Raw genomic sequence first — 288 nt, 5'->3', positions numbered from 1 at the left:
CGACCCGAGGAGCGCCGCGAGGAGGCGGACCGGCTGCACGCGCGCTTCGTGGACCCGGCGAGCGACTTCCTCACTCTCCTGAACCTCTGGAACCACCTGCGCGAACAGCAGCGCGGGCTCGGCTCCAGCGCGTTCCGCCGGCTGTGCCGCAGCGGGCACCTCAACTACGTGCGCGTCCGCGAGTGGTTCGACGTGCACCGCCAGCTCCGCACGCTCGTGAAGGACCCCGACCGCGGGGCGGAGCCGGGCGGCGCGGCCGATCCGGACGCCATCCACCGCGCGCTGCTG

General features: G+C 74.3%; 1 protein-coding gene. It reads left to right on the top strand.

What is annotated here, in order from left to right; all coding sequences use genetic code 11:
- Window positions 1-288: hypothetical protein (locus KVS71_RS17320; protein ID WP_217585138.1), on the top strand; the 288-nt coding region annotated here is incomplete at both ends.

The organism is Microbacterium sp. GbtcB4, assembly GCF_019091465.1.
GTDB classification, from domain to species: Bacteria; Actinomycetota; Actinomycetes; order Actinomycetales; family Microbacteriaceae; genus Microbacterium; species Microbacterium paraoxydans.
The sequence above is the reverse complement of the archived record's forward strand: the minus strand, read 5'-3'. Positions and strand labels throughout refer to the sequence as shown.